This is a genomic window from Ornithinimicrobium sp. CNJ-824, assembly GCF_001942405.1.
GTDB classification, from domain to species: Bacteria; Actinomycetota; Actinomycetes; order Actinomycetales; family Dermatophilaceae; genus Ornithinicoccus; species Ornithinicoccus kibberensis.
In genome coordinates, this window is sequence record NZ_MKKA01000004.1 from 1 (window position 1) to 15224 (window position 15224).

Here is a 15224-nt window from a genome sequence, read left to right on the forward strand (position 1 = left end):
AGGGCAGGTTACTCACGTGTTACTCACCCGTTCGCCACTAATCCACCCAGCAAGCTGGGCTTCATCGTTCGACTTGCATGTGTTAAGCACGCCGCCAGCGTTCGTCCTGAGCCAGGATCAAACTCTCCGATAAAAACCAAAACTCTTACCAAAGAATCCAGTTTCCTGACAAACAAACCACCACGCCCCACCGGGGGGCAGGAACGCGATGGCCAAACAAATACATGGCATCAATAAACTGACACGCTGTTGAGTTCTCAAGAATCGGACACACACCACCAGAAACCCACACAACCGTGCAAGCCTCATCCGGGGCAACCTCTCCAGCCTACCCGATCTGCGCTCCACCTCCAAATCCGCTCTGCGGACGGGATGAGGTGGGGGGAGACCAAGGGGCTGGTCCGCCGCTCCGCTTGCGCGGTGCGGCGAGGGGATACATTACACAGACCGAGCGGCCAGGTCCAAATCGGACCTGCGGACCCGGAGCGGGAGCGCAGGTCGGCGGGGACGAGGATCGGTCCCGGGCGAGCGTTCCCGCAGGTCAGCCGCCCTCATGGGCCGCGCCCTCGGCCGGTGGCCGGCAGCTCAGGACCCTGCGCGCACCGTGATGCCGACCTTCCCGCGGACGTCCCCCGAGGCGAGGTGCGCGAGCGCGTCGGCGGTGCGCTCCAACGGATACGTGCTGTCCACCGCCGGGCGCAGTCCGGCCGTCTCCACGAAGCGGCACAGCCCACGGAGCTCGTCCAGGGTGCCCATGGTCGACCCCACCACACGGAGCTGCTTGAAGAAGATCTTCGTCAGCTCGGCCTTCTCAGGCGCATCGCCTGAGGTCGCACCGCAGATCACCACGGTGCCGCCCGGCCGGAGCGCGTTGATCGAGTGCGACCACGTCGCGGCGCCGACGCTCTCGAGGACGGCGTCCACCCGCTGCGGCAGCCGCTCCCCGCTCTCGAAGGCACGTGCGGCGCCGAGCTCGACGGCCGCCCTGCCCTTCTCCTCGTCCCTGCTGGTCACCCACACGGTCAGGCCGGCAGCGGACCCGAGCTGGACGAGCGCGGTCGCCACCGCGCCCCCGGCCCCCTGGACCAGCACGGTGTCCCCCGGACGGACCCCGGCGTTGCGGAAGAGCATGCGGTAGGCCGTGAGCCAGGCCGTGGACAACGCCGCCGCCTCGACGGGTGACAGGTGGGCCGGCATGGGGGCCCAGCTTCCGTCGGGGACGGCCACCTGCTCGGCCAGCGTCCCCTGGTGCAGCTCCGAGAGCAGGGTCCGGCGCGGGTCGAGGGTGATGTCCCCGGTCCAGCCGGGGGTCCCGGAGATCACCGGCAGCACCACGACCGGCCCGTCCTCGGGGTGGTCCGCCACGGCGTCGCACCCCAGGGTCATCGGCAGCCGGTCCGCCGGCAGGCCCACGCCCTTGAGCGACCACAGGTCGTGGTGGTTCAGGCCCGCGGCGACGACGTCGAGCACCGTCCACCCGGGTCGGGCCTCCGGTTCGGGCCGGTCCCCCACCACGAGCCCGCTCAGGGGGTCCTCGGCGTTGATGGCGTCGACGTAGGCAGCCAGCATGGCCCCCAACCTAGCGTGCGTCGCCTCCCGACCGGTGGACCGGTCCCCGCAGGGCCCGGGCCTCGTCGGCACGGGACTCCAGCCCCTCCCGGGTGGACGGGTAGTCGATCTGCTCCAGGCACAGCCCGTGGGCGGGCATCACCTGCACGCCCGGGTCGCGCACCCGGCCGTCCAGCACCTCGCGCGGCCAGGCCCCTGACCGCCGCCCCTCCCCCACCGGGACCAGGCCCCCGACGAGGGCCCGGACCATGCTGTGGCAGAAGGCGTCCGCCACGAGGGTGGCCCGGACCGTCCCGTCGGCCTCGCGCGTCCAGTCGAAGGACTTCAGCTGGCGGACCGTGCTCGCCCCCTCGCGCGGCCGGCAGTAGGCGGCGAAGTCGTGCAGCCCCACGAGCGTCTCGGCCGCCGCGGCCATCGCGTCGACGTCCAACGGTCGTCGCCAGACCACGGTGTCCCGCCGCCTCAGGGGGTCCAGACGCGGCGGGTCGTCGCAGATCCGGTAGGTGTACCGGCGCCCCGTCGCGGAGAAACGCGCGTCGAACACCGCCGGCACCTCCGCCGCCCGCCGGACGACGACATCGGGGGGAAGCACCCCACGGAGCCTGCTCACCAGGGCCTCCGACGGCGTCCGTCCAGACCGCCCCGGGACCGCCGCCCACGCGTGGGGATCCACGTCCAGGTGGCAGACGGACCCGCGCGCGTGCACCCCGGCGTCCGTGCGTCCCCCTACGGTCAGCCGGACGTCGGGAGCGCGCAGCACGGTGGCCAGGGCCCGACCGAGCTCGTCCTCGACCGTCCGGCGACCGGGCTGACGGGCCCAGCCGGAGAAGTCCGTCCCGTCGTAGGCCAGATCGATCCTGATGCGCACGCGTCCCATCCTGCCCTGCCCTTCTCCTCGGGACGACGAAGGCCGCCCACCCCGGATCGGGATGGGCGGCCTCGAGGTCGCACGTCAGCGCGGGGAGGGGACGGACCTCACTTGGAGGTGTCGTCCTCCTCGGTCGCGTCGGCGGCGGGCTCCTCGGCGTCGTCGGCGCCGCCGGAGACCATGGCGGCCTCGGTGGTGTCGTCGGCCGTCTCGTTCTCGCTCACCTCGGCGACCTCACCGGCCGCGGCGACGTCCGCGCCCTGCTCGGCGGCGCTGTCCGCGGCCTCCACCTCGGCCTGGGTCTGCTCGACCTCGGCGGCGTCGTCGGTGGTGGGCTCCTCCGCCGCCAGCTCGGCGTCGGTGATCGCCGCAGCGTCGGCCTCGGCGGCCTTGCGGTCCTTGGCGGACCGCTTGGTGGCGCCCTCGGCCTGGGTCACGACCGCCTTGCGGGCGACGGGCTCCCGGACCAGCTCGATCACGGCCATCGGAGCGTTGTCGCCCTTGCGGGGGGCGATCTTGGTGATCCGGGTGTAACCGCCCTCGCGGTCGGCCATGTCCGGGGCGATCTCGGTGAACAGGCGGTGCACGACCCCCTTGTCCCGGATGGTGCTCAGGACCTTGCGGCGGTTGTGCAGGTCACCGCGCTTGGCGAAGGTCACCAGGCGCTCGGCCAGCGGCCGGAGGCGGCGTGCCTTGGGCTCGGTGGTGGTGATCCGGTCGTGCTCGAACAGGGCGGTCGCCAGGTTCGACAGCATGAGGCGCTCGTGGGCGGCTCCGCCGCCGAGGCGCGGGCCCTTCTTGGGTGCAGGCATGAGAATGACTCCTGGGGTGAAAAATGCGGTATCAGTACTGCTCGTCCTCGACGAAGGCGGCGTCGCCGTCGTCGTCGTAGGACCCGTCCTCGTAGGAGCTCGCACCCTCGAACCCGGGCGGGCTGTCCTTGAGCGCCAGGCCCATCTCGGCCAGCTTGTCCTTGACCTCGTCGATGGACTTGGCGCCGAAGTTGCGGATGTCCAGCAGGTCCGCCTCGCTGCGGCCGACGAGCTCGCCCACCGAGTGGATGCCCTCGCGCTTGAGGCAGTTGTAGGAGCGGACGGTCAGGTCCAGCTCCTCGATCGGCAGCGCCAGGTCGGACGCCAGCGCGCCGTCCCCGGCGGAGGGACCGATCTCCACGCCCTCGGCCTCGGTGTTGAGCTCACGGGCCAGGCCGAAGAGCTCCACCAGGGTCTTGCCGGCCGAGGCCATGGCGTCGCGGGGGCTGATCGAGCTCTTGGTCTCGACGTCGACCACGAGGCGGTCGAAGTCGGTGCGCTGCTCGACACGGGTGGCCTCGACCTTGTAGGTCACGGCCAGGACCGGGGAGTAGATCGAGTCGACCGGGATCCGGCCGATCTCCTGCTCTCCGGACTTGTTCTGCTGGGCCGAGACGTAGCCACGACCGCGCTCCACGGTCATCTCGATCTCGATCGTGCCGGACTCGTTGAGCGTGGCCAGGTGCAGGTCGGGGTTGTGCACCTCGACCCCGGCGGGCGGGGCGATGTCGGCGGCGGTGACCGCGCCGGCGCCCTGCTTGCGCAGGTACATCACGACCGGCTCGTCGTGCTCGCTGGAGACGACCAGGCGCTTGAGGTTGAGGATGATCTCGGTGACGTCCTCCTTGACCCCGGGGATCGTGGAGAACTCGTGCAGCACGCCGTCGATCCGGATGCTGGTCAGCGAGGCGCCCGGGATGCTCGAGAGCAGGGTCCGGCGCAGGGAGTTGCCGAGGGTGTAGCCGAACCCGGGCTCGAGCGGCTCGATGGAGAACCGGGAGCGGGAGTCGGTGACGACCTCCTCGGAGAGGATGGGGCGCTGTGCGATGAGCACTGTTCATGTCCTTTCCACGGGCGACCGCTATATGACGCCTCGTGAGTCCGCCGGCCCGAAGAGCCGGCTGTCGGGACCGCCTCGGTCCGTGGTCCCGACGGCGAGGGGGCAGGTATGACGAGGGACGCCATACCTGCCCGCTCAGGTGTCCCGGGGGCGGGCCCCCGGGGATCAGTTCTTCGAGTAGAGCTCGACGATCAGCTGCTCGGTGAGGATCGTGTCGATCTGCTCACGGGTGGGCAGCTGGTGGATGAGGATCGTCAGCGAGCCGGGCAGCACCTTCATCCAGGCCGGGACCGGGCGGTCGCCGTAGGTCTCGCGGGCCAGCTGGAAGGGGAAGGTCTCCACCGACTGCGGGCGGACCTCGATGATGTCGTACTTCTCGACGCGGTAGGACGGGACGTCCACCCGGCGGCCGTTGACCATGAAGTGGCCGTGGGTCACCAGCTGGCGGGCCGCACGACGGGTGCGGGCCAGACCGGCGCGGTAGACCACGTTGTCGAGGCGGGACTCGAGGATGACGAGCAGGTTGGCACCGGTCTTGCCGGGGCGGCGCGCGGCCTCCTCGTAGTACCGACGGAACTGCTTCTCCATGACGCCGTAGGTGAAGCGGGCCTTCTGCTTCTCCTGCAGCTGGGTCAGGTACTCCTTCTCCTGCGACCGGCGGCGGCCGTGCTGCCCCGGGGGGAAGGGACGCAGGTCGAAGTTCTTGTCGCCGCCGACGAGGTCGACCTTGAGCCGGCGGGACTTCTTGGTGATGGGTCCGGTGTAACGGGCCATGTCTGTTTACCTAGATCCTTCCGGGGCTCAGTTGCGGCGCTTCTTGGGCGGGCGGACGCCGTTGTGCGCCTGGGGCGTCACGTCGTTGATCGTCCCGACCTCCAGGCCGGCGGCGGTCAGCGAACGGATGGCCGTCTCGCGGCCCGAGCCCGGACCCTTGACGAAGACGTCCACCTTGCGCATGCCGTGCTCCATCGCACGACGGGCGGCGGCCTCGGCAGCCATCTGCGCGGCGTAGGGGGTCGACTTGCGCGATCCCTTGAAGCCGACCTGGCCCGAGGAGGACCAGGCGATGACGGCCCCGGTGGGGTCGGTGATGGTGATGATGGTGTTGCTGAACGTGCTCTTGATGTGGGCGTGCCCGACGGCGACGTTCTTCTTCTCCTTGCGGCGCACCTTGCGCGCGCCGGCCTGACGGCTCTTGGGGGGCATTGTCTCTCCTGACGAGGAAGCTGTTCTCTAGGCGTGGGGCCAACGGGCCGGACACGGGGTCCGGGGCGCAGCCCCAGCGGGGGCAGTCGGGGGCAGGGCCCCCGACCGGTTACTTGCCGGCCTTCTTCTTGCCGGCGACGGTGCGCTTGGGGCCCTTGCGGGTCCGCGCGTTGGTCTTCGTGCGCTGACCGTGCACCGGGAGGCCGCGGCGGTGCCGCATCCCCTGGTAACTGCCGATCTCCACCTTGCGGCGGATGTCGGCGGCCACCTCACGGCGCAGGTCGCCCTCGAGGCGGTAGGCGCCCTCGAGGTGGTCACGCAGAGCGACCAGCTGCTCCTCCGTCAGGTCCTTGACGCGGGTCGACGGGTCCACACCCGCGGCCGCCAGCGTCTGGTCGGCGCGGGTGCGGCCCACGCCGAAGATGTAGGTGAGGGCGACCTCGACGCGCTTGTCGCGCGGGAGGTCGACACCGATGAGTCGTGCCATGTGGCAGATGCTCCTAGGAATCGTGCGAGAGTCTGGTGCAGCACCGGTCCGCATCCTCTGAAGTGGGCCGGAGCCCGCGGTCCCCGGCTCTCGCGGCCGGGGGTGACGTCCCGTGTCGACGGGGGTCGGGTGCTGCTTGCTGCTTCGGTATGAAGTTGTGTCGCTCTTCTCGACGTGGCGGGAAGCCCTGCGAGCCGTGCGGTCGTGCTCTGCTCAGCCCTGGCGCTGCTTGTGGCGCAGGTTGTCGCAGATCACCATGACCCGGCCGTGGCGGCGGATCACCTTGCACTTGTCGCAGATCTTCTTCACGCTCGGCTGAACCTTCATGGCCTGCCTGCTTTCGGATCTTCGGGTGGTGGATGTGGTGCGGGTGCAGCGGGGCCCGTCCCTGCCGTGACCGGCAGGGCCCGGGACGTCAGCGGTAGCGGAAGACGATGCGTCCACGGGTGAGGTCGTACGGGCTGAGCTCCACCACGACCCGGTCCTCGGGGAGGATCCGGATGTAGTGCTGACGCATCTTCCCGGAGATGTGGGCCAGCACAACGTGTCCGTTGGTCAGCTCCACCCGGAAGTTCGCGTTCGGAAGGGCTTCGACTACCGTGCCCTCGATCTCGATGACGCCGTCCTTCTTCGCCATGTCCTCCACTTTTCGCGTGACTGCACTGCGTCGACCCAGTCCGGGCCGACGCACCATCGTACGGGAACCGGGCAAGGGAAGGCCAATCCGCCCGGCGGACGGGCAGGGCGGTCAGTCGGCGAGCGGGGCGAAGGGGGCCCCGCGGGCGCGCAGCTGCTCCTCGCCGCCGTCGTGCGCGGTCAGCACCCACAGCCCGGCGTCGGTGACGGCCACCGTGTGCTCCCAGTGCGCGGCCCTGGACCCGTCGGTGGTGACGACCGTCCAGTCGTCGTCCAGCGTGCGGGTCTCGATCGTGCCGAGCGTGACCATCGGCTCGACGGCGAACGTGGCTCCGGAGGGCACGGTGGGGCCGGTCGAGGTCACGGCGTAGTTCGGGACGTGGGGGTCCATGTGCATCTGCCGGCCGATCCCGTGGCCGACGTAGTCCTCGAGGATCCCGTAGGCGGACACCCCCTGGTCGGCGCGCCGCGGGAGGGCCGACTCGACGGCCGCCTCCACGGCGTCGCCCACGGCATACAGCCGGCCTCCGGCGCGCAGGGCGGCGATCCCGTCCCACAGGGCGTCCTCGGTGTCGTCCATGAGGGCGAGGTCCTCGGGCCGCCCCCGGTCCCGTCCACCGACGACGAGGGTGATCGCGGCGTCGCCGTGCCACCCGTCGACGATCGCGCCGCAGTCGACCGAGAGCAGGTCACCCTCCCGAAGGACCCGCGACCCCGGGATCCCGTGCACGACCTCGTCGTTGACCGACGTGCACAGGCTCCCCGTGAAGCCGTGGTAGCCGAGGAAGCTGGGCTGGGCGCCGGCGGAGCGGATGAGCTCCTCGGCGGCGGCGTCGAGCTCGCCGGTGCTGACCCCGGCGGCCGCACGTCCGCGGACGAGGGCGAGGGTGTCGGCCACGACCAGCCCGGCGCGACGCATGGCGCGCAGCTGGTCGGGCGTCTTGGCCTCGATGGAGGAACGATGACGGAAGAGCGACATCGGGTGGCGCCGCGGGTCAGGACCGGCCGGCGGAGGAGGGCAGGACCGCCTCGATCCGCGCGGTGACCTCCTCGACGGTCCCCATGCCGTCGACCACCCGGAGCAGCCCCCGGTCGCGGTAGACGGCCGCCAGGGGGGCGGTCTCCTCGGCGTAGATCCGCATCCGTTCCCGGATGACGTCCTCGGTGTCGTCGGCCCTGCCCTGCTCCTGCGCCCGCGCCAGCAGCCGCCCGACCACCTCGTCGGTGTCCACGGTCAGCTCGACCACGGCGTCCAGGGCGGTGCCCTGCTCGGCCAGCATCGCGTCCAGGGCCTCGACCTGGCCGGTCGTGCGCGGGTACCCGTCCAGGAGGAACCCCTGGGCGGCGTCGGGCTCGGCGAGGCGGTCCCGCACGATGGCGTTGGTGATCTCGTCCGGGACGTAGCCGCCGGAGGCCGTGATCTCCTTGACCTGCAGCCCCAGCGGCGTCTCGTTCTTGATGTTGGCGCGGAAGATGTCGCCGGTCGAGATGGCCGGGACGCCGTGGGCGGCGGACACCAGGGCGGCCTGGGTGCCCTTGCCGGCACCGGGAGGACCGAGCATGATCAGACGCATCAGCGGAGGAACCCTTCGTAGTCGTGCTGCTGGAGCTGGGACTCGATCTGCTTGACCGTCTGCAGACCGACACCCACGATGATGAGGATCGAGGCGCCGCCCAGCGGGAAGTCCGCCACCTGGAGCGCGTTGAACGCGATCAGCGGGATGAGGGACAGCCCCGCCAGGTAGAGGGCACCCGGGGTGGTGATCCGGTTGATCACGTACTCAAGGTACTCGGCCGTGGGCCGGCCCGCACGGATGCCCGGGATGAACCCGCCGTAGCGCTTCATGTTGTCCGCCACCTCGGTCGGGTTGAAGGTCACGCCGACGTAGAAGAACGTGAAGAAGATGATCATCGCCACGTAGAGCAGCATGTACACCCAGTGCGTGCCCTGCCCGGTCATCCCCATGGACAGGTAGCGGTCCACGAAGGTCACCCACTCGGGGGCCTGCTGGGCGGGGTCCGTGGGACGGGCGAAGTTCCCGGCCAGCTGCGGCAGCATGAGGATCGAGCTGGCGAAGATGATCGGGATGACGTTGGCCATGTTGAGCTTGAGCGGGATGTAGGTCGAGGTGCCGCCGTACTGGCGGCGGCCGATCATCCGCTTGGCGTACTGCACCGGGATCCGGCGCTGGCACTGCTCGACGTAGACGACGGCGGTGATGATGGCCAGCCCCATGAGCATGACGAGCACGAAGGTCGTCACCGACTTCTGGTAGATGACCGACAGCGAGGAGGGGAAGGTCGCCGCGATCGAGACGAAGATCAGCAGGGACATCCCGTTGCCGACCCCCTTCTCGGTGATCAGCTCGGCCAGCCACATGATCAGCCCGGTGCCGGCGGTCATCGTCAGCACCATGAGGACCAGCACCGGGATGCTGTCGTCGGGCATCACCGTGGTGCAGGTGCCGCCGAACAGCCGGGCCGGGTCGCGGGCGATCACCACCAGAGTGGAGGCCTGCAGCACCGCCAGCCCGATCGTCAGGTAGCGGGTGTACTGCGTCATCTTCGTCTGCCCGGCCTGCCCCTCCTTCTTCAGCTCCTCGAAGCGGGGGATGACCACGGTCAGCAGCTGGGTGATGATGGCGGCCGTGATGTAGGGCATGATGCCCAGCGCGAAGATGGACAGCTGCATCATCGCGCCCCCGGAGAAGAGGTTGGCCATGCCGAGCACGCTGCCCGCGGCCGTCGCGTTCTGCTGGCACTGCTGGACCAGGCCGTAGTCGATGCCCGGGCTGGGGATGTGCGTGCCCAGGCGGTAGATCGCCATGATCGCGAGCGTGAAGAGCAACTTGGTGCGCAGGTCCGGGGTCCGGAACGCACGCACGAAGGCGGAGAGCATAGGGAGGGTCCTCCTGTGGTCCCCGGGGCACGTCGTGCCCGGGGGCGGACTGGCGCCGGGTGCGGGCGTGATCGCCGACGACGATAACACCCGGCGCTGGGGGTGGGAACGGCCGGACCGGGGCGCCCGGCCCGCCGAACGCGTCGGGCCCCGGGCCGCTGACAGCGACTCGGGGCCCGACGTGTGGGGGGCGGAGCGATCGAGGTCGCCCCGCGGTTCCCCGCGGGGAAAGGCTCAGGCCTCGGTGGCGCTGCCGCCGGCGGCCTCGATCTTCGCCCTGGCCGAGGAGCTGAACCGGGTGGCGGTGACGTCGACCTTCACGTCGATCTCGCCCTCCCCCAGCACCTTGACCGGCTGGTTCTTGCGGACCGCACCGCGGGCCACGAGGTCCTCGACGGTCACGGTCCCGCCCTGGGGGAACAGGGCCGCGATGTCGGCGACGTTGACGACCTGGAAGGTCGTCTTGAACGGGTTCTTGAACCCGCGCAGCTTCGGCAGCCGCATGTGCATGGGCGTCTGGCCACCCTCGAAGGTCTCGGGCACCTGGTAGCGGGCCTTGGTGCCTTGGTGCCACGACCGGCGCTCTTGCCCTTGGACGCCTCGCCACGCCCCACGCGGGTGCGGGCGGTGCGGGCCCCCGGGGCGGGGCGCAGGTGGTGGACCTTCAGCGCGGCGCCACCCTCGGTGGGCTTCGTGCTGTCAGCCATGGTCAGTCAACCTCCTCGACGGTCACCAGGTGGGCGACCGTGCGGACCATCCCGCGGAACTCGGGGCGGTCCTCCTTGATGACGGTGTCACCGATGCGCTTCAGGCCGAGGCTCCGAACCGTCTCCCGGTGCATGTGCTTGGTGCCCACCGTCGACTTGCTCTGGGTCACCTTCAGACGTGCCATCACGCACCTGCCTTCTGCTCGGCACGCGCGGCGGCGCGGGCACGGAGCATGGCGGCGGGGGCCACGTCCTCGACGGACTTGCCCCGTCGGGCGGCCACGGCCTCCGGCTGCTCCAGCCCCTTGAGGGCGGCCACGGTGGCGTGCACGATGTTGATCGAGTTGTCCGAGCCGAGCGACTTGCTCAGCACGTCGTGGATGCCCGCGCACTCCAGGACCGCACGCACCGGACCACCGGCGATGACACCGGTACCGGGGCTGGCCGGCCGGAGCATGACCACGCCTGCGGCGGCCTCGCCCTGGACCGGGTGCGGGATGGTGCCGCCGATGCGGGGGACGCGGAAGAAGTTCTTCTTCGCCTCCTCCACGCCCTTGGCGATCGCCGCGGGCACCTCCTTGGCCTTGCCGTAGCCGACACCGACGGATCCGTCGCCGTCACCCACCACGACGAGCGCGGTGAAGCTGAACCGACGGCCGCCCTTGACGACCTTGGCCACGCGGTTGATGGTGACGACCCGCTCCAGGTACTGGTTGCGGTCGTCGTCACGGCCCCCGGAGCGCCGCGAGTCGCGGTCGCGTCCGGTGCTGCGGTTGTCGCGGTTGCCGCCCCGACGGTTGTCGCGGGCGTCGCCGGCGGTGTTGCTGTCGCCGGTGCCGCGGCGCTGGAAGTCACCAGCCATGGTTGTTCCTCTTTCCGTTCGTCGGGGTGGTCACAGGGACAGGCCGGACTTGCGGGCGCCGTCGGCGATCGCGGCGACGCGACCGGCATACCGGTTGCCGCCGCGGTCGAAGACCGCGGAGTCCACGCCGGCCGCCTTGGCACGCTCGGCGAGCAGCTCGCCCACGCGCCGGGCCTTGGCGGTCTTGTCACCCTCGAGCGCGCGCAGGTCGGCCTCCATCGTCGAGGCGGAGGCCAGCGTGCGGCTCGCGGTGTCGTCGACCAGCTGGACGAAGACGTGGCGCGAGGACCGGTTGACGACCAGGCGGGGGCGCTCGGCGGTGCCGGTGACCCGCTTGCGCAGGCGCACGTGGCGACGGTTGCGCGCCGCGAGCTTGGTCTTGGAACGCTTGACGATCTGTGCCATGGCTTACTTACCAGCCTTTCCGACCTTGCGGCGGATGTGCTCACCCTCGTAGCGCACGCCCTTGCCCTTGTAGGGGTCCGGCCTGCGCAGCTTGCGGATGTTCGCAGCGACCTCGCCGACCTGCTGCTTGTCGATGCCCGTGACCGAGAACCGGGTGGGGTTCTCGACCGCGAAGGTGATCCCCTCCGGGGCCTTGATCAGGATCGGGTGCGAGTAACCGAGGGCGAACTCCAGGTCGCTGCCCTTGGCGGTCACGCGGTAACCGGTGCCGTGGATCTCGAGCTTCTTGGTGTAGCCGTTGGTCACACCCTCGACCATGTTGGCGATGAGGCTGCGCGTCAGGCCGTGACGGGAGCGCGAGTCGCGCTCGTCGTCGGGACGGGAGACCTGGAGGGCCCCGTCCTCGGCCTTGGCCACGGAGATGGGCTCGACCACGTCGAGCGCCAGCTGGCCCTTGGGGCCCTTGACGGTGACGGTGGACCCGTCGATGGTCACGTCCACACCCGAGGGGATGGTGACGGGGAGTCGTCCGATACGAGACATGTCTGTGGAGCTCCTTCCCTGCTCACCAGACGTAGGCGAGGACTTCCCCACCCACGCCCTTCTGGGCCGCCTGCCGGTCCGTCAGCAGACCGGAGGACGTGGAGATGATCGCCACGCCCAGGCCGCCGAGGACACGAGGCAGGTTGGTGGACTTGGCGTACACGCGCAGGCCCGGCTTGGACACCCGGCGGACGCCGGCGATGGAACGCTCACGGTTCGGCCCGTACTTCAGGTCGATGACGAGCGTGCTGCCAACCTCGGCCTCCTGCTCGGACCAGGAGGCGATGTAGCCCTCGGCCTTGAGGATGTCGGCGATGTTGGACTTGAGCTTGGAGTACGGCATGCGGACCTGGTCCTTGTGCGCCGAGTTGGCGTTCCGGATCCGGGTCAGCATGTCCGCGATCGGGTCGGTCATGGTCATGGGGCTTCAGGCCCTTTCTCATCGCGGTTTCCCCACGGCCGGCGGAGCCGGTCGGGCGACCTTCGATGTTCCAGGTGGTGCGTGATGAGGTTTCGGGTATGCCGTGCGTCAGCGCTGCCGACGGTCACCAGCTCGACTTGGTCACGCCGGGCAGCTCGCCGGCGTGCGCCATCTCGCGCAGGCAGATCCGGCACAGGCCGAACTTGCGGTAGACCGAGTGGGGCCGGCCGCACCGCTGGCAGCGGCTGTAGGCGCGGACCTTGAACTTCGGCTTGCGGTTGGCCTTGTTGACGAGTGCGGTCTTCGCCATGGTCAGTTCTCCTTGAACGGGAAGCCCAGCCGCTTCAGCAGCGCCCGGCCCTCGTCGTCGGTGGTGGCGGTGGTCACGACCGTGATGTCCATGCCGCGGACCCGGTCGATCCTGTCCTGGTCGATCTCGTGGAACATGGACTGCTCCGTCAGACCGAAGGTGTAGTTGCCGCGACCGTCGAACTGCTTGGGCGAGAGCCCGCGGAAGTCGCGGATGCGCGGCAGCGCCAGGGACAGCAGCCGGTCGAGGAACTCCCACATGCGGTCGCCGCGCAGCGTGACGTGCGCGCCGATCGGCATGCCCTCGCGCAGCTTGAACTGCGCGATGGACCGGCGGGCCTTGGTCACCGATGGCTTCTGCCCGGTGATGGTGGCCAGGTCGCGGATGGCGCCCTCGATCAGCTTGCTGTCGCGGGCCGCCTCGCCGACGCCCATGTTCACGGTGATCTTGACCAGGCCGGGCACCTGCATGACGTTGCCGTAGCCGAACTCCTCGACCAGCGCCGGCTTGATCTCGTCGGCGTAGCGCTGCTTGAGGCGCGGGGTGGGGCGGGCCTCGGGGGCCGCGTCCTGGGTCTCGTTGATGGTGTCAGTCATGTCGCTCACAGGTCCTTACCCGAGCGCACCGCAACGCGGCTGCGCACCGTCTTGGTCCGACCGTCCTCCTGCTCGACGGTCTCGACGCGGGTGCGCACACGGGTGGGACGCTTGTCCTCGGGGTCGACCACCATGACGTTGGACACGTGCACGGCAGCCTCCTGGACCTGGATCCCTCCGGTGCTGACACCGCGGTCGCCGCCGGCGCGGGTGTGCTTGGTGATGCGGTTGACGCCTTCCACCAGCACCCGGTCGGTGTCGGTGTTGACGGCGATGACGCGGCCCTGCAGGCCCTTGTCCTTGCCCGCGATGACCTGCACGAGGTCGTTCTTCTTGATCTTCATCTTCGCCATGGCTCAGATCACCTCCGGCGCGAGCGAGACGATCTTCATGAACTTCTTGTCACGCAGCTCGCGGCCCACCGGGCCGAAGATGCGGGTGCCCCGAGGGTCACCGTCGGTCTTGAGGATCACCGCTGCGTTCTCGTCGAAACGGATGTAGCTGCCGTCGGGCCGACGGCGCTCCTTGCGGGTGCGCACGACGACCGCCTTGACGACGTCGCCCTTCTTGACGTTGCCGCCGGGGATGGCGTCCTTGACGGTGGCCACGATGGTGTCCCCGATGCCTGCGTAGCGGCGGCCGGAGCCACCGAGCACGCGGATGCACAGGAGCTCCTTGGCACCGGTGTTGTCGGCGACGCGAAGTCGCGACTCCTGCTGGATCACTGTTCGTTCTCCTAGGTGCCGGCTGGTTCTCGCCCCGGGGGGCCGAGCCTGGCCGAACGTTGTGGACGGTTGTTGCTTACTTGGCCTTCTCGAGGATCTCCACCACGCGCCAGCGCTTGGTGGCGCTGAGCGGGCGGGTCTCCATGATGAGGACGCGGTCGCCGACGCCGGCCGTGTTGGCCTCGTCGTGCGCCTTCACCTTGTGGCTGCGACGCATGACCTTGCCGTAGAGGGCGTGCTTGACGCGGTCCTCCACGACGACCACCACGGTCTTGTCCATCTTGTCGCTGACCACCAGGCCCTGACGGGTCTTGCGGTAGTTGCGGTCGCCGCCGTGGCCCAGGGCGCTCTCGTCGGGCTGGTGCGCCTCGACGGTCGGCTCCGGGGTGGCCTCGACCTCGGTCGTGGTGTTCTCGCTCATCCTCAGCCCACCTTCTCGCTGGTCTCGGTCTGGACGGCCTCGCGGCCGATGCCGAGCTCACGCTCGCGCATCTCGGTGTAGATCCGCGCGATGTCCCGACGGACGGCGCGCAGGCGGCCGTGGTTGTCCAGCTGGCCGGTGGCCGACTGGAACCGGAGGTTGAACAACTCCTTCTTGGCCTCGGCCAGGGCGTCGGCCAACGGGCCGTCCTCCAGGCCGCGGAGCTGCTCGGGGGTCAGGTTCGAGGAACCGAGTGCCATCAGATGTCACCACCCTCACGCGTGACGAAGCGGGCCTTCATGGGAAGCTTGTGCATCGCCAGCCGGAGCGCCTCGCGGGCGATCTCCTCGGAGACGCCGGAGAGCTCGAACATGACGCGGCCCGGCTTGACGTTGGCGACCCACCACTCGGGCGAGCCCTTGCCGGAACCCATGCGGGTCTCTGCCGGCTTCTTGGTCAGCGGACGGTCGGGGTAGATGTTGATCCACACCTTCCCGCCTCGCTTGATGTAGCGGGTCATGGCGATACGGGCCGACTCGATCTGCCGGTTCGTGACGTAGGCGGGCTCCAGGGCCTGGATGCCGTAGTCGCCGAAGGCGACGGTCGTGCCGCCCTTGGCCATGCCGCTGCGCTTGGGGTGGTGCTGCTTGCGGTGCTTGACGCGACGCGGAATCAACATCAGGACTGCTCTCCCTCG

General features: G+C 69.8%; 24 protein-coding genes, 1 rRNA gene and 1 pseudogene. All 26 read right to left on the reverse strand.

The window, feature by feature from the left end; all coding sequences use genetic code 11:
- Nucleotides 1-133: ribosomal RNA gene (locus BJF81_RS01575) — 16S ribosomal RNA — on the reverse strand; the annotation flags it as partial.
- Between the two features lie 452 nt (nt 134-585).
- Nucleotides 586-1569: a zinc-binding dehydrogenase gene (locus BJF81_RS01580; RefSeq protein ID WP_075956882.1), complete on the reverse strand. Its 984-nt coding sequence runs from the start codon at nt 1567-1569 to the stop codon at nt 586-588.
- A 10-nt stretch (nt 1570-1579) separates the two neighbouring features.
- Nucleotides 1580-2437, reverse strand: a complete 858-nt coding sequence (gene truA, locus BJF81_RS01585) for a tRNA pseudouridine(38-40) synthase TruA (protein WP_075956953.1) — start codon at nt 2435-2437, stop codon at nt 1580-1582.
- Between the two features lie 107 nt (nt 2438-2544).
- A complete protein-coding gene (gene rplQ / locus BJF81_RS01590; protein ID WP_083663916.1) occupies nt 2545-3249 on the reverse strand; it encodes a 50S ribosomal protein L17 in 705 nt (234 codons plus the stop codon).
- A gap of 31 nt (nt 3250-3280) precedes the next feature.
- Entirely contained in the window at nt 3281-4303 is a 1023-nt protein-coding gene (locus BJF81_RS01595) for a DNA-directed RNA polymerase subunit alpha (RefSeq protein WP_075956883.1), read from the reverse strand.
- Nucleotides 4304-4474: 171 nt separating this feature from the next.
- Nucleotides 4475-5083 carry a 30S ribosomal protein S4 gene (rpsD, locus tag BJF81_RS01600; protein ID WP_075956884.1) on the reverse strand — a complete coding sequence of 203 codons (609 nt, stop codon included), beginning with the start codon at nt 5081-5083 and terminating at the stop codon, nt 4475-4477.
- 27 nt (nt 5084-5110) lie between these two features.
- Complete coding sequence (gene rpsK, locus BJF81_RS01605; RefSeq protein WP_075956885.1) at nt 5111-5515, reverse strand: 30S ribosomal protein S11; 405 nt, start codon at nt 5513-5515, stop codon at nt 5111-5113.
- A gap of 109 nt (nt 5516-5624) precedes the next feature.
- Entirely contained in the window at nt 5625-6002 is a 378-nt protein-coding gene (rpsM, locus tag BJF81_RS01610; protein WP_075956886.1) for a 30S ribosomal protein S13, read from the reverse strand.
- 213 nt (nt 6003-6215) lie between these two features.
- Nucleotides 6216-6329: a 50S ribosomal protein L36 gene (gene rpmJ / locus BJF81_RS01615; RefSeq protein ID WP_022925314.1), complete on the reverse strand. Its 114-nt coding sequence runs from the start codon at nt 6327-6329 to the stop codon at nt 6216-6218.
- Between the two features lie 88 nt (nt 6330-6417).
- Entirely contained in the window at nt 6418-6639 is a 222-nt protein-coding gene (gene infA, locus BJF81_RS01620) for a translation initiation factor IF-1 (protein ID WP_022925313.1), read from the reverse strand.
- A 111-nt stretch (nt 6640-6750) separates the two neighbouring features.
- Nucleotides 6751-7617, reverse strand: a complete 867-nt coding sequence (map, locus tag BJF81_RS01625) for a type I methionyl aminopeptidase (RefSeq protein WP_075956887.1) — start codon at nt 7615-7617, stop codon at nt 6751-6753.
- Between the two features lie 16 nt (nt 7618-7633).
- Nucleotides 7634-8212 carry an adenylate kinase gene (locus tag BJF81_RS01630; RefSeq protein WP_075956888.1) on the reverse strand — a complete coding sequence of 193 codons (579 nt, stop codon included), beginning with the start codon at nt 8210-8212 and terminating at the stop codon, nt 7634-7636.
- Nucleotides 8212-9537, reverse strand: coding sequence for a preprotein translocase subunit SecY (gene secY / locus BJF81_RS01635; RefSeq protein WP_075956889.1), 1326 nt, complete (start codon nt 9535-9537; stop codon nt 8212-8214). Before secY ends, BJF81_RS01630 begins: the two co-directional genes overlap by 1 nt.
- Before the next feature lie 234 nt (nt 9538-9771).
- Nucleotides 9772-10244 (reverse strand): annotated as a pseudogene (gene rplO / locus BJF81_RS01640) (50S ribosomal protein L15).
- Between the two features lie 2 nt (nt 10245-10246).
- Nucleotides 10247-10429: a 50S ribosomal protein L30 gene (gene rpmD, locus BJF81_RS01645; RefSeq protein WP_075956890.1), complete on the reverse strand. Its 183-nt coding sequence runs from the start codon at nt 10427-10429 to the stop codon at nt 10247-10249.
- Nucleotides 10429-11106 carry a 30S ribosomal protein S5 gene (rpsE, locus tag BJF81_RS01650; protein WP_075956891.1) on the reverse strand — a complete coding sequence of 226 codons (678 nt, stop codon included), beginning with the start codon at nt 11104-11106 and terminating at the stop codon, nt 10429-10431. Before rpsE ends, rpmD begins: the two co-directional genes overlap by 1 nt.
- Nucleotides 11107-11136: 30 nt before the next feature.
- Nucleotides 11137-11511 (reverse strand): 50S ribosomal protein L18, encoded by a 375-nt coding sequence (rplR, locus tag BJF81_RS01655; protein ID WP_075956892.1) that lies wholly within the window; start codon nt 11509-11511, stop codon nt 11137-11139.
- Between the two features lie 3 nt (nt 11512-11514).
- Nucleotides 11515-12054, reverse strand: a complete 540-nt coding sequence (rplF, locus tag BJF81_RS01660) for a 50S ribosomal protein L6 (RefSeq protein ID WP_075956893.1) — start codon at nt 12052-12054, stop codon at nt 11515-11517.
- A gap of 22 nt (nt 12055-12076) precedes the next feature.
- Nucleotides 12077-12475 (reverse strand): 30S ribosomal protein S8, encoded by a 399-nt coding sequence (gene rpsH, locus BJF81_RS01665; RefSeq protein WP_075956894.1) that lies wholly within the window; start codon nt 12473-12475, stop codon nt 12077-12079.
- Between the two features lie 124 nt (nt 12476-12599).
- Nucleotides 12600-12785, reverse strand: coding sequence for a type Z 30S ribosomal protein S14 (locus BJF81_RS01670; protein WP_075956895.1), 186 nt, complete (start codon nt 12783-12785; stop codon nt 12600-12602).
- A 2-nt stretch (nt 12786-12787) separates the two neighbouring features.
- Nucleotides 12788-13381 (reverse strand): 50S ribosomal protein L5, encoded by a 594-nt coding sequence (gene rplE, locus BJF81_RS01675; protein WP_075956954.1) that lies wholly within the window; start codon nt 13379-13381, stop codon nt 12788-12790.
- Between the two features lie 5 nt (nt 13382-13386).
- On the reverse strand, nt 13387-13734 hold the full coding sequence (rplX, locus tag BJF81_RS01680; RefSeq protein ID WP_075956896.1) for a 50S ribosomal protein L24: 348 nt from the start codon (nt 13732-13734) through the stop codon (nt 13387-13389).
- 3 nt (nt 13735-13737) lie between these two features.
- Nucleotides 13738-14106: a 50S ribosomal protein L14 gene (rplN, locus tag BJF81_RS01685; protein WP_075956897.1), complete on the reverse strand. Its 369-nt coding sequence runs from the start codon at nt 14104-14106 to the stop codon at nt 13738-13740.
- Between the two features lie 76 nt (nt 14107-14182).
- Nucleotides 14183-14527 (reverse strand): 30S ribosomal protein S17, encoded by a 345-nt coding sequence (gene rpsQ, locus BJF81_RS20170; RefSeq protein ID WP_269087294.1) that lies wholly within the window; start codon nt 14525-14527, stop codon nt 14183-14185.
- Nucleotides 14528-14529: 2 nt separating this feature from the next.
- Nucleotides 14530-14787 (reverse strand): 50S ribosomal protein L29, encoded by a 258-nt coding sequence (gene rpmC, locus BJF81_RS01695; protein WP_075956898.1) that lies wholly within the window; start codon nt 14785-14787, stop codon nt 14530-14532.
- Nucleotides 14787-15206 (reverse strand): 50S ribosomal protein L16, encoded by a 420-nt coding sequence (gene rplP, locus BJF81_RS17120; RefSeq protein ID WP_141339053.1) that lies wholly within the window; start codon nt 15204-15206, stop codon nt 14787-14789. The genes rpmC and rplP overlap by 1 nt, the downstream gene beginning before the upstream one ends.
- Between the last annotated feature and the right edge of the window lie 18 nt (nt 15207-15224).

Bases quoted from the DNA above. Each gene is read 5' to 3' on its own strand.
- rpmD (WP_075956890.1), bottom strand. From the start codon at position 10,429: ATGGCACGTCTGAAGGTGACCCAGAGCAAGTCGACGGTGGGCACCAAG.
- rpsD (WP_075956884.1), bottom strand. From the start codon at position 5,083: ATGGCCCGTTACACCGGACCCATCACCAAGAAGTCCCGCCGGCTCAAG.
- rpsM (WP_075956886.1), bottom strand. From the start codon at position 6,002: ATGGCACGACTCATCGGTGTCGACCTCCCGCGCGACAAGCGCGTCGAG.
- infA (WP_022925313.1), bottom strand. From the start codon at position 6,639: ATGGCGAAGAAGGACGGCGTCATCGAGATCGAGGGCACGGTAGTCGAA.
- rplR (WP_075956892.1), bottom strand. From the start codon at position 11,511: ATGGCACAGATCGTCAAGCGTTCCAAGACCAAGCTCGCGGCGCGCAAC.
- rplX (WP_075956896.1), bottom strand. From the start codon at position 13,734: ATGGCGAAGATGAAGATCAAGAAGAACGACCTCGTGCAGGTCATCGCG.
- secY (WP_075956889.1), bottom strand. From the start codon at position 9,537: ATGCTCTCCGCCTTCGTGCGTGCGTTCCGGACCCCGGACCTGCGCACC.
- rpsQ (WP_269087294.1), bottom strand. From the start codon at position 14,527: ATGAGCGAGAACACCACGACCGAGGTCGAGGCCACCCCGGAGCCGACC.
- rpsH (WP_075956894.1), bottom strand. From the start codon at position 12,475: ATGACCATGACCGACCCGATCGCGGACATGCTGACCCGGATCCGGAAC.
- BJF81_RS01630 (WP_075956888.1), bottom strand. From the start codon at position 8,212: ATGCGTCTGATCATGCTCGGTCCTCCCGGTGCCGGCAAGGGCACCCAG.
- rplQ (WP_083663916.1), bottom strand. From the start codon at position 3,249: ATGCCTGCACCCAAGAAGGGCCCGCGCCTCGGCGGCGGAGCCGCCCAC.
- rplE (WP_075956954.1), bottom strand. From the start codon at position 13,381: ATGACTGACACCATCAACGAGACCCAGGACGCGGCCCCCGAGGCCCGC.
- map (WP_075956887.1), bottom strand. From the start codon at position 7,617: ATGTCGCTCTTCCGTCATCGTTCCTCCATCGAGGCCAAGACGCCCGAC.
- rplP (WP_141339053.1), bottom strand. From the start codon at position 15,206: ATGTTGATTCCGCGTCGCGTCAAGCACCGCAAGCAGCACCACCCCAAG.
- BJF81_RS01580 (WP_075956882.1), bottom strand. From the start codon at position 1,569: ATGCTGGCTGCCTACGTCGACGCCATCAACGCCGAGGACCCCCTGAGC.
- rplF (WP_075956893.1), bottom strand. From the start codon at position 12,054: ATGTCTCGTATCGGACGACTCCCCGTCACCATCCCCTCGGGTGTGGAC.
- rpsE (WP_075956891.1), bottom strand. From the start codon at position 11,106: ATGGCTGGTGACTTCCAGCGCCGCGGCACCGGCGACAGCAACACCGCC.
- rpmJ (WP_022925314.1), bottom strand. From the start codon at position 6,329: ATGAAGGTTCAGCCGAGCGTGAAGAAGATCTGCGACAAGTGCAAGGTG.
- rpsK (WP_075956885.1), bottom strand. From the start codon at position 5,515: ATGCCCCCCAAGAGCCGTCAGGCCGGCGCGCGCAAGGTGCGCCGCAAG.
- rpmC (WP_075956898.1), bottom strand. From the start codon at position 14,787: ATGGCACTCGGTTCCTCGAACCTGACCCCCGAGCAGCTCCGCGGCCTG.
- BJF81_RS01670 (WP_075956895.1), bottom strand. From the start codon at position 12,785: ATGGCGAAGACCGCACTCGTCAACAAGGCCAACCGCAAGCCGAAGTTC.